The sequence below is a fragment of the Cryomorphaceae bacterium genome (genome assembly GCA_007695365.1).
In the GTDB taxonomy this organism is placed as follows: domain Bacteria; phylum Bacteroidota; class Bacteroidia; order Flavobacteriales_D; family SKUL01; genus SKUL01.
In genome coordinates, this window is record REDV01000151.1 from 1 (window position 1) to 11,396 (window position 11,396).

Genomic DNA, 11,396 nt, shown 5'->3' on the forward strand with positions numbered 1-11,396 from the left:
TGAAGAAGTGCCTCGCGGCCTTTGCGCACCAGAATCTCCATAAACTGGTTGGTGAGTTCTCCCACCTTTCCGGCAAAGATACTTCGTAATACGCGCAGTTTTGCATCTGACTTGATGATGGGGCTGCTCAGTGCGTTGCTCAGTTCCCTGCTCTGGGCAATACTGTTGCCCACGAGTAATAGATCTTCGCGCACCGCCGACAATTCGTTGCGTTCAGCAGCAAGTGTCAGAATGGATTTGGCGTACCGGTTTGAGACGCGTGGTTTCTTCATGGCACTAGTTCAGTTTAACGTCGTCCATCAGGTTCTTCACCAGCTCGCTTTGACGCGCGTCATCGCCGAGCTTTTCGCGCACAATCTTTTCAGCGATTTCAATGGAAAGCTGCGCCACCTGATTTTTGAGGTCAGAGATGGCGGCCATTTTTTCGTGTTGGATATTTTCGCGGGCAGAAGCGATGATTTTATCAGCTTCTGTTTTTGCCTGACCCTTGGCTTCGCCGATCATAGCATCCTTAGCTTCACGCGCTTCTTTGAGCATCTGGTCGCGTTCCATACGGGCCTCGCGGAGGAGCTCTTCATTTTGCGACTGAAGGCTGGCCATTTCGGCACGGGCTTTCTCAGCAGCTGAGAGTGCTTCTTTGATAGACTGCTCACGGGCATCGAGTGCGCTCAGAATGGGCTTCCAAGCGAATTTTTTAAGCAGCATCAAAACAATCAGGAAGGCGATGGTTGCCCAGGCTACTGTTCCGATATTAACGTCTAACATATTGCGTTGAATTTGATTTGTTGTCACAAAGAGGAGAAAGCCGCAACCAACCGTTGCGTACTTTCTCCCTGATAATCCTCGCGCTTACACTACGGCAAGCAGACAAACGATCACCGCAAAGAGGGCTACCCCTTCTACAAGTGCCGCAGCAATAATCATGTTTGCCCGAAGGTCTCCGATTGCTTCAGGCTGACGAGCCATGGCTTCGAGTGCCGAACCACCGATTCGACCCACACCAAGTCCCGCACCTACTGCAGCGATTCCGGCTCCAATACCGGCCCATCCTGCAGCAGCAGAGGCCTCGAGTAAGATTGCTAAAATTTCCATGATTTGTTGTTTTTATTGAGGTTTAAAAAATCCGAATTAATGGTGTGCCTCCTGCGTGGCGTCGCCAAAATAAAGCGCAGCCAGAAGGGTGAATACATAGGCCTGAAGAAATGCCACCAACAACTCCAGGAAAAACATGAATACCATAAAAAGCACTCCGCCAACGCCTACACCGTATCCCGCAGCGGCTCCTTTCTCACCGAAAATAAGAGCAAGGCTCACAAAGGCAAGAATAATGATGTGCCCCGCGGTGATGTTGGCCGTGAGACGCACCATCAACACGAATGGTTTGATGAGGATCTGGGCTGCTTCGATGGGCACAAGGATAAACTTAATGGGCAGAGGAACACCGGGAGGCCAGAAAATGTGACCCCAGTAGTGCTTGTTTCCGTTGATGGTGGTAAGCACCAGCACAAAAAACGCCAGAACTGCCGTTACGGCCAGCGTACCGGTGATATTGAATCCTCCGATAAATGGAATCAGACCAAGCATGTTGCTGATCCAGATAAAAAAGAACGTGGTGAGCAGGAAAGGCACGAAGCGGTCGGCATGACGTCCGATGGACGGGCGTGCAACCTCATCGCGAATAAAGAGAATGAATGGCTCAAGCGCGTTTTGCAAGCCGCTGGGTGCCTGACCCGGGTTGCGCTGGTATTTGCGGGCCGCACCGCCAAAAAACACGAGCAACAGCGCAATGACGAGAAACATCCCGAACACACTCTTGGTGATGGAAAAATCCAAAGGTGAAGCATTGGTCAGGTGACCGTCTTCAACGCCCTCGATGGCCGATGTGGCACCCCGGTAGTAAATCTTCTCGTGGTGCATGATGAAATTACCGTGCTCGTAAAACGTTTCCTCTACACCATTCACAACCTGCTTTTGCTGGTTGTGGTAAAAGTTGGAGGAGGAGAACATCTCTACGCCGTTGTCAGTGAATAGAATAACGGGCAGGTAAATGGCGAAATCGCCGATGATGTGGATTTCATGCGCATCGGCAATATGGTGCATGATCATCTCACCCGCGTTGAACGGGCCATCGCCGCCTCCGGCCTGCACATTTTGAAAAGGAAGCAAGGCTGCGAAAACAGCAAGAAAAGACCAGGTTAAGATGTTGTACCGCACAGATTTCATGGGCTTTTGGTGAGCTCTGGAAGTGACGTTAAGCACCCCCCTGAAAATTCGGTGCAAAGGTAGCTATTTGACCGACAAAACAAACTTTGGCAGGAAAAATTTGCCTTGCTGCTGAACACACGGCTCGGCCACTGATGATCAGTCTGTTTTGCGGTTGTACAGGGTGCTGACCTGGAGCGCGGTAAAGAGCACGTAGGTAACAAACGCCGACAGCGCCACCACAATTCGTTCTTCGCCAACAGTTAGCAGGTAAACCAGCAAAAAAATCAATGTGGCGAAGAGTTTTACTGTGATGGCTCCCATAAAGTAGCTTACGAAGCGCTGCGGACGGCTTGCTCCCTGACCGGTGAGCCAGGTGTGGAGAAGCACTGTAAGAAGCCAAAATCCCAACACAAAATAGTACGAAACGGCAGGCACGCTGTGATCAACCAATAATTGATTGAGCCCATACAAACCGGCCATGTTCACAAAAGCAACAAGCATTGAGCGCAGGAGAAAAGCGGATTTCATCGGGAGATATCTTTGATGACGATGTAAAGCGCGAGCCCTACAGAGAGAAGTGAAAAAATCAGTGTAAATATCGGGAACTCTCTCCCGGCATCGAGCCAGCGGCCCAACCACACCCCGAGCAGAATCACCACCGCCATTTGCGTGGCGATGCCTGCATAGCGGAGGGCTTCGTTAGGCCGTCCTTTCTTCTTTGGCGGCTCTTTCGGTAGTTTGGGTTGCTCGTTGTTCGCCGCCATGTTTCAGGTCCTTTATAATGGCTTCCTTGGCCTGTGATGCATTGGCGTTGTAGTTACATGTACACTCAAGCTGAGCGCCTTCTTCTACCCGCAGTTTGCTGAACACGGAATCACCGAAAATACGAGCGGTTGACTTGAGATAAAGCAATTGCTGCACTTCAAAAACGCCTTTGAAACTCCCTTCCACTTCGGCGTTCTGGCAGCTTACCCGTCCTTCAACCTCGCCAGAGGGGCCGATAATCAACTTTCCTTTGATTTGAATTTCGCCCTTTACGAAGCCATCAATCCGAAAATTGCCTTCAGACTGAATTACCCCTTCAATCCGGGTGCCTTCTACAATGGTATTGACCTTGGCCGAAGCCATGGTTTCTGGTTGTTTTGCCATGTCGGTGGTAGTGTTTCGTTTAAACATGTGCGTTGTTGAATCGCGTTACTATTTGCTTTTGAGGTAATTCTCTTCGTAGAACTCAATATACTGCGGTACGTCTTTCTGTTTGAACAGCGTTGTGAAGTTTTTGGTAGAGATTACAAAGCGGTCGTAACCTTTGGAATTGATGTCCTTCAAAACGGTGTTATTCTTCACAAAGGTATTGTAATAATCCATAGCCTCCGAAAAGTTGGAGAAGCTGCGCAAAATCATAATCTGATTATCGGCATTGATAAAGCTGTTGGTCACCTTAATATCCTTGTTCCGGAAAAACGAGCTGTTGAAATCAGCGATGGAGGCCTTCAGGTCGTTTGCATTGACTCCCTTGTTCGGGAAGACCATGGCAAAGAAGTGGCTGGCCTTTTCATCAAACACGTAGGGCGATTCTTTCTTCTCTTCCTTGATTTCCTCTTTGGGTTTTTCCTCTTCGGGCGGGGCTTTATCAGGGTCGTGGGTAGATTCACCCAGTGCACCCAGCAGTTCTTTTGCTTTCTCGGCTTCCTCGGTTCCCGGGTATCTCCCGATAAGCTCCCTCAGTGTTTCAACGTAGGTAGTTCTGTCTTTTTTCTGCGCAATAACCAGCGCTTTGAGCAGATAAAATTTCGGCAGCAGGAAGTTTTCCGGGTCTTCGGTAATTACGTTGTTGCAGGTGTAGAGGGCATCGGTGTATTGCCTTCGCCTGAACTGTGTGTACGTGGCTTCATAGAGCTTTTTGGCTTCGGCCAGGCGGTCGGCTTCGTCCTGTCGCCAATTGGGATTCAGGATTAACTTCGCATACTTGGAGTCGGGGTGGTCATCCAGAATAATGTACTTGTAATAGTCTGAGTTATCGAGGCGGCCGCTTCCAAAGAACGTTCCGCTCTGTTCTTTGGCCAGATACAATCGATAGAGCTGATAGGTGGCTGTAAGTGCGTACTCACTGGTGTCGTAATCAAGAATCAAGCGGGTAAATGCTTCAATAGCATTGTCTTCGTCGTGCAGTTTTTCTTTGTAGATCACCCCCATCTGATAAGTGGACTCAATGACTGAGTAATGCGCTGCAGCATAGGCCGTGTCATTCATGGGGAGCCCTGCAAGAAATTCTTCAAGGGTGGGTACGCTCGAAACAAATTCGGGTTCACCTTCACCGTCTGGGTCATCATCATCCCAGCCCCCACCGGCTTTCTGGCCCTTGTTTTTGCGCCGCCAGTCGTCTTCCAGCTCGCGGTTACCCCACACCCTTCTGAATTCATTAAATCCGTGAGAGCGAGTTGTGTTGTTCCAAAAATACCAATCGCCTTTACCGCCGCCGCCACCCATCGACATTCCAGCCTGACGTTGATCCTGCGCAGTAAAACCTCCCAGTTGACCTGATTCCATGGCTTTGCGCATTTTCTCCTCTTCGCGCTCCAGGCGGACAATCTCAGCCAGAATCTTCTTTTCGCGCTCTTTCTCGGGCAGATCCACCATCATAATCAGGCTGTCCTGAAGTTCTACATTCAGGATGTGCTCCACGAGTTCATTCAGGTTTTCTGCTTTGGTTTTAATCTCCTGGTAATTAGGCATTTCCTCGTTAATAACCGCCAGGGTAGAGTCGTAGTAGTTACGGGCCAAAACGTACTTGCGCTGGTCAAAATAGAGGTCGGCAAGGGTGTAGTAGGCTTTAGCTTTGTGCTTGGGAGTGGTGCTAACCTCACCTGATTTAATCAGATACTCTATGGCCGTTTCGATGTCGCGCTCCTTGAGCTCCACGTCGGCCATCGCGTAGTAAACCTGATCCCGGTACTCAAAATTTTTCACGTCGCGGAGCATTCGTTGCAGCATGCGCCGGACCTCCGTAGCATCCATTCTTCCGCTGTGTGCATAGGCCTGATAAAGACGGGCGTTAAACTCCATTTCATAAGGAGGGGCCATCCTCACCACGCGCGAGAATGTTTGCACCGCCTTGCGCGAATCTCCTTTCTTGTCGTAAACCTGAGCGAGGATAAAGGTAAGACGTATGCGAAACTGCTTGTCACGGGCGTGCTCAATGGCCTGTTCCAGCATTTCAATGGCACTGTCCCAGTTTTCCTGCCGGATGTAGTAGTCAGCATATACGGCAGGCAGTTCAGCCTCTATGTGTTTGGGCAGGTCTTTTTCTTCGGAAACCTTCTTCAGCACAGAATTTGCCTTGCTCATCCGATTGGTTTCCATGTACACGCGTGCCAGCCAGATACCGGCATCGTAACGCGTGTTTTGCTGCTTAAACGCCTTGGACACGTAGGTAAACATCTCCTGCGCCGATCCATAGGTTCGCTTGTAGAAGTTGGCCTTACCAATCAAAAAGTAGTTGTCGTCAATCCACTTGTTGTGCTCCTTATTGCGAATACGCATGGAGTGGCGTTGAATAACCTTGGAGCATTTTTCTATGATCACATCCAGCTCTGGATAAAGCTGCTGTGCTTTTTCCTCGTCGGGATAAATGAATACCGGAAGTAACTCGTCCCAGTTCTCCTGGTTTTGAACACGCAAATTCTCTTCCAACGCCATCATCATTTCCTTGGCGTTGAAATAACCATTGAAACGGGCTGTGGTTTGGTGAAATACCCTGTTGGTTAAACCCGTCTTTTTGCGTGAGCATCCGGCCCACACAAGGGTCATAACAAGCAGCACCACCAAAACACGTGAAGCAGATGTAAGAGGTTGAAAATTCATTCGCATGCAGCCATTCCAGTTCTATAGAACTGAAAAAGCGCAAAATTATTGTATTTTTCCAAACCTTTCCGGATGCTCGGGCTTCTGCGTTGTAATCACGATATTTGCACCTCCCAAAGCCCCCTGCATGGCCAACGATCAGCGTTCGCGAAAAAAAATCCTTAAAAAGCTCAAAAACAAGTATCGGCTGGTGATTTTGCACGAATCAACCTTCGCCGAAAAGTTCAGCATGCTGCTGAGCCCGCTTAACGTAATTATCGTATTCACCCTCTTTTCGTTGTTTATCATCCTCATGGTGCTGAGCGTTATTGTGTTTACCCCACTCAAAGAGTTTATTCCGGGCTATGCCGATACCTCCACCCAAATCAATGCCATCAGGGCTGCCGAAGCCGCTGCTCAACTGGAGGAACATGCGCGCATCCAGGAGCAATACCTTGCCAATTTGCGCCGGGTGCTGCAGGGTGATGTATTTGAAAACGATACGCTTGAGTTGCTAGAAGACGGAAGGATGGTGCAGGAAGTCAGCTTCAGCCGCTCATTGGAAGACAGCTTGCTGCGTCTGAAAGTAGAAGAAACTGAGCGCTACAACATTGCTATGGAGGCCGAAAGCGTGGTTCGCGACGGTGATCTGACGGGAATGTTCTTTTTTACGCCATTGCGGGGAGAAATCTCCAGCAGCTTTGACCCATCCATCAATCATCTGGGTGTGGACATCGTATCGCGCGAGAATGAGGCCGTGAAAGCTGTGCTGGATGGAACAGTGGTGTTGGCAACCTGGACCACCGACGGAGGGTTTACCATTCAGTTACAACATCGCAACAACCTTGTTTCGGTGTACAAACACAATTCCGTGCTGCTGAAAAAAGAAGGCGACCGGGTTAAAGCCGGCGACCCCATTGCCATCGTAGGCAACTCGGGCGAGCTCACCGACGGTCCGCACCTGCACTTTGAACTCTGGCACAAAGGCAAGGCCCTCGACCCCGAAAAATTCATGGTATTCAATTAGGTATGGGACTCAAAACAGCCATCTCAAAATACTACGCTGCCTACCACATCAACAAGCGCAACCAGTGGAGCAAGCAACCCGGAATCACGCAGAAAAAGGTGTTTGAATCACTCATACAAACCGCTGCCGACACTGCTTTTGGGCGCGACCACGATTTTCAGAACATCAAGACCTATGCGGACTTCAAAGGGCGCGTACCCATTGCCGACTACGAAGCGCTGAAGCCCTACGCAGAGCGGATGGCAGCCGGAGAAACCAACGTCCTGTGGCCCGGAAAGCCTGCTTATATCGCCAAAACCAGCGGCACCACATCGGGGGCAAAGCTCATTCCCATCTCACAGGAATCCATGCCCTACCACATACGATCGGCCAAGCACGCCTTGCTCAGCTACATTCATGAAACGGGAGATGCCCGTTTTGTGGGAGGTAAGATGATTTTTCTGCAGGGAAGCCCCGAACTGGAACTTAAAAACGGCATCCGTGTGGGACGGCTGTCGGGTATTGTGGCACATCACGTGCCGGCATACCTTCAATCCAATCGGATGCCGAGCTACGAAGTAAACTGCATTGACGACTGGGAAACCAAGGTGGACAAGGTTGTGGAAGAAACCATGGTGGCCGATATGCGCCTTATCAGCGGAATTCCTAGTTGGGTGCAGATGTACTTTGAGCGCCTTCTGGAGCGAACCGGAAAACGCAATGTACTGGAGGTATTCCCGAATTTCTCGCTCTTTGTATACGGCGGCGTGAACTTTGAACCCTACCGATCGCGCTTTGACGAACTGATTGGGGGAAAAATTTCGACGGTAGAAACCTACCCTGCTTCGGAAGGGTTTATTGCCTACCAGGACCGGCAAAACAACCCCGGCTTGCTGCTCGAAATCAACTCCGGAATGTTTTTCGAATTCATTCCGGCCGATGCCTATTTCGATGAGAATCCACCTCGACTGAGTATAGACGAAGTTGAGCTCGGAGTAAACTACGCGCTTGTGCTCAACACCAATGCCGGCTTGTGGGGTTACAGCATTGGCGACACCGTGAAATTTCTGTCGCGCGAGCCCTGGCGCCTTGTGGTTACCGGGCGAATCAAGCACTTTATCTCTGCTTTTGGCGAGCACGTTATTGGCGAAGAAGTGGAAGGAGCCTTGAGCGAAGTTGCTGCCGAACACGGAGCCCAGGTGGTTGAGTTTACCGTGGCGCCACAAGTTAAACCGGCTACAGGACTGCCCTACCACGAATGGCTTATTGAGTTTTCCAAAGCACCTGCAGATGCCGGGGGGTTTGCGCTCGACCTGGACGCCGCGTTGCAAAAACGAAACAGCTACTACCACGATTTGATTCAGGGAAAAGTGCTTCGGCCTCTGGTGCTTTCATCCGTGCAAAACCGCGGCTTCGAACAATACATGAAGTCCGTTGGTAAACTGGGAGGACAAAACAAAATCCCAAGGCTTTCAAACGACCGAAACATTGCAGACCAGATGATTGTCAGCGGACTAACCTCAAACTCCGAAGGAATAGGAAAATAATAGCGACCTTTGCGCGCCCAAAATCGGGGTAACCCTTGGAAAACAAGCAACGACATATTGCCATTCTGGGTTCTACGGGCTCTATCGGCACGCAGGCCCTTGAGGTGCTGGCTGCCCACCCCGACGTTTTTGAGCTGGAAGTGCTTACCGCCAACAGCAACGCCGATTTGCTCATTGAGCAGGCCCGGGCCTTTAAGCCCAATGTGGTGGTTATTACAGACGAATCCAAGTATCGGTTGGTAAGTGATTCGCTGGCCGATACCGATGTAAAGGTTTACGCCGGAAAAGAAGCGCTGAACCAGGTGGTAGAAATGGAGCCCATTGACATGGTGCTGACTGCGCTTGTAGGTTATGCCGGCCTGGCTCCCACGCTTGCTGCCATCAGGGCGGGCAAGCACATTGCGCTGGCCAACAAAGAAACACTGGTTGTGGCCGGCGAGCTGGTTACCAAACTGGCACAGGAATACGGGGTAAATATTTATCCCGTTGACTCTGAGCACTCAGCTATTTTTCAATGTTTGGTTGGTGAATTTCACAACCCCATAGAGAAAATCATCCTCACAGCCAGCGGAGGTCCTTTCAGGGGACGCAGGCGAGAAGAACTGGCAAGTGTAACACGCGCCCAGGCGCTGAAGCACCCCAATTGGGTGATGGGTGCAAAAATCACCATTGACTCTGCCTCGCTGATGAACAAAGGCCTGGAGGTGATTGAAGCCCGCTGGTTGTTCAATCTGAAGAACGACCAGATTGATGTGGTGGTGCATCCGCAAAGCATCATCCACTCGATGGTGCAGTTTACCGACGGCTCAATCAAAGCCCAGATGGGCTTGCCCGACATGAAATTACCCATTCAGTTTGCATTGGGGTATCCGCACCGTCTGAAAAGCGATTTTGAGCGTTTTGACTTCGCGCGCTATCCTTCACTCACTTTTGAGCAACCCGACCTGGAAACCTTTCGCAATCTTCAGCTTGCCTTTGATGCCATGGAGCGAGGAGGAAATGCTCCATGCGTGCTCAACGCGGCCAACGAGGTTGCGGTAGATGCGTTTTTGAATGATCGCATCGGGTTTTTGGCAATGAGCGACCTCAACGAATACTGCCTTCGCACGGTTGATTTTGTGGAACACCCCACCTACGAAGATTATGTACAAAGCGACGAAGAAACGCGTCGTGTAGCACGAGAATACCTAAACTAAGTCCCTATGTTGGTTACCATTGCCCAGTTGTTGTTAAGCCTTTCCATCCTGGTGGTGTTGCACGAGCTGGGGCACTTTATCCCTGCAAAACTCTTCAAGACAAGGGTTGAAAAGTTTTACCTCTTTTTTAATCCCTGGTTCTCGCTGTTCAAAAAGAAAATCGGCGAAACCACCTACGGAATTGGCTGGCTTCCGCTGGGCGGTTATGTGAAGATTTCTGGTATGATTGATGAGTCGATGGACAAAGACCAAATGACCAAGCCTCCGGAGCCGTGGGAATTTCGCGCCAAGCCCACATGGCAGCGACTCATCATTATGGTAGGTGGTGTAACGGTGAACCTGCTTCTTGGGGCCGTGCTTTACATGATGGTTCTGTTTGTGTGGGGAAAAGAATACCTGCCCCTGCAAAACATGACCTACGGAGTACACTTCGACTCCATCATGCACGAACAAGGCTTTATTGACGGCGACAAGATTCTTAAAATCGGCGACCGCACCCCGGAGACCCTTTCGGAAGTTTCGCGCCGCATATTGATTGATGGTGAAAGGGACATCGCCATTGATCGCGGAGGCAATCGCAAAACCATTACGCTGGATGATTCCGTGGTTGAAACCATTTTGGATCGCAAAATCAGAAGTCTGTTTATGGAGCGGTTCCCGTTTCAGGTTGCCCAGTTTGTGCCCGGCAGCGAAGCCGAAAAGGCGGGTGTGCAGGTAGGCGATTTTATTTTGGGTGCCAACGACACCCTCTTACCATTCTTCTATGATTTTGCGCGCTACGTGCCCAACTTTGGAGGTGACTCGATCTGGCTTCAAATAGAGCGCAATGGCATGCCCATGACCATCCGTACCCGCGTTAGCGAAGAAGGCCGAATCGGCGCTGCTCCTGAAGACCCGCGTACACATCTTCATTATGAGCGAATCGATTACTCCTTTGGCGAGTCCATTCCGGCCGGTTGGAGCCACGGGATTCAAACATTGTCTGATTATGTGAAGTCCTTGCGCCTGCTCTTCTCTCCCGCAGGTGCCAAACAGGTAGGTGGTTTTGGAACCATCGGCTCACTCTTTGGTGAAGAATGGCACTGGCAGCGATTTTGGGAAATGACTGCTTTTATTTCTATCATGCTGGCATTTATGAACATTCTGCCCATTCCGGCGCTGGACGGAGGGCACGTCATGTTCCTGATGTACGAAATGGTTACTGGCAGAAAACCCGGAGAAAAATTCATGGAGTACGCACAAATTTTCGGAATGGTATTGCTGCTTACCCTGGTTGTATTCGCCAATCTCAACGACATTCTGAACAGTCAATGGTTCAGCAACCTTTCTGAGTCTTTTCAGCATCTCTTTGGCGGAAGTCCACCAGGTGGTGTAGATTAACCATTCCCTTCCGACGTATGACCCAACCAACCTTTTCAACCAACCACCTCATGGAGCTTTCGGGCGGCGACACAGCCTTTGTGCGTGATTTGCTCATCACCTACATAGAGGATGCGCAGAATAATGCGCTCAGATTGAAAGAACTTAATGAAAACAAGGATCTGCAAGGCATCCGCTTTGTGGTGCATAAATTGCGCTCTTCAGCAGGTTCGGTAGGGG

Annotated in this window: 13 protein-coding genes; 5 read left to right on the top strand and 8 right to left on the bottom strand. The window is 50.3% G+C overall.

Annotated elements, in window-relative coordinates; translation table 11 throughout:
- The 8 genes from EA392_14960 to EA392_14995 form a co-directional block, all read right to left on the bottom strand.
- A partial coding sequence (locus tag EA392_14960; GenBank protein ID TVR36462.1) for a F0F1 ATP synthase subunit delta occupies positions 1-272 on the bottom strand: 272 nt, incomplete at its 3' end.
- Positions 273-276: 4 nt separating this feature from the next.
- Positions 277-765, bottom strand: a complete 489-nt coding sequence (locus EA392_14965) for a F0F1 ATP synthase subunit B (GenBank protein ID TVR36452.1) — start codon at positions 763-765, stop codon at positions 277-279.
- Between the two features lie 84 nt (positions 766-849).
- Complete coding sequence (atpE, locus tag EA392_14970; protein TVR36463.1) at positions 850-1,086, bottom strand: ATP synthase F0 subunit C; 237 nt, start codon at positions 1,084-1,086, stop codon at positions 850-852.
- 42 nt (positions 1,087-1,128) lie between these two features.
- Positions 1,129-2,223: an ATP synthase F0 subunit A gene (atpB, locus tag EA392_14975; GenBank protein TVR36464.1), complete on the bottom strand. Its 1,095-nt coding sequence runs from the start codon at positions 2,221-2,223 to the stop codon at positions 1,129-1,131.
- 138 nt (positions 2,224-2,361) lie between these two features.
- Positions 2,362-2,733 carry a hypothetical protein gene (locus EA392_14980; GenBank protein ID TVR36453.1) on the bottom strand — a complete coding sequence of 124 codons (372 nt, stop codon included), beginning with the start codon at positions 2,731-2,733 and terminating at the stop codon, positions 2,362-2,364.
- Complete coding sequence (locus tag EA392_14985; GenBank protein ID TVR36454.1) at positions 2,730-2,969, bottom strand: AtpZ/AtpI family protein; 240 nt, start codon at positions 2,967-2,969, stop codon at positions 2,730-2,732. The genes EA392_14980 and EA392_14985 overlap by 4 nt, the downstream gene beginning before the upstream one ends.
- The gene (locus EA392_14990; GenBank protein ID TVR36455.1) at positions 2,905-3,381 is read right to left on the bottom strand and encodes a polymer-forming cytoskeletal protein; all 477 of its coding nucleotides are present in this window, start codon (positions 3,379-3,381) and stop codon (positions 2,905-2,907) included. The genes EA392_14985 and EA392_14990 overlap by 65 nt, the downstream gene beginning before the upstream one ends.
- A 21-nt stretch (positions 3,382-3,402) precedes the next feature.
- Positions 3,403-6,075, bottom strand: a complete 2,673-nt coding sequence (locus tag EA392_14995; protein TVR36456.1) for a hypothetical protein — start codon at positions 6,073-6,075, stop codon at positions 3,403-3,405.
- Between EA392_14995 and EA392_15000 the strand changes: the two genes are divergently transcribed.
- The 5 genes from EA392_15000 to EA392_15020 all read left to right on the top strand — a co-directional run.
- Positions 6,074-7,075, top strand: a complete 1,002-nt coding sequence (locus EA392_15000) for a M23 family metallopeptidase (protein ID TVR36457.1) — start codon at positions 6,074-6,076, stop codon at positions 7,073-7,075. The genes EA392_14995 and EA392_15000 overlap by 2 nt on opposite strands.
- 2 nt (positions 7,076-7,077) lie before the next feature.
- Positions 7,078-8,601: a hypothetical protein gene (locus EA392_15005; protein ID TVR36458.1), complete on the top strand. Its 1,524-nt coding sequence runs from the start codon at positions 7,078-7,080 to the stop codon at positions 8,599-8,601.
- A 35-nt stretch (positions 8,602-8,636) separates the two neighbouring features.
- Positions 8,637-9,797, top strand: a complete 1,161-nt coding sequence (locus EA392_15010) for a 1-deoxy-D-xylulose-5-phosphate reductoisomerase (protein ID TVR36459.1) — start codon at positions 8,637-8,639, stop codon at positions 9,795-9,797.
- Between the two features lie 6 nt (positions 9,798-9,803).
- Entirely contained in the window at positions 9,804-11,177 is a 1,374-nt protein-coding gene (gene rseP, locus EA392_15015; GenBank protein ID TVR36460.1) for an RIP metalloprotease RseP, read from the top strand.
- Positions 11,178-11,227: 50 nt separating this feature from the next.
- The coding region (locus EA392_15020) for an Hpt domain-containing protein (GenBank protein TVR36461.1) at positions 11,228-11,396 on the top strand (169 nt) is incomplete at its 3' end.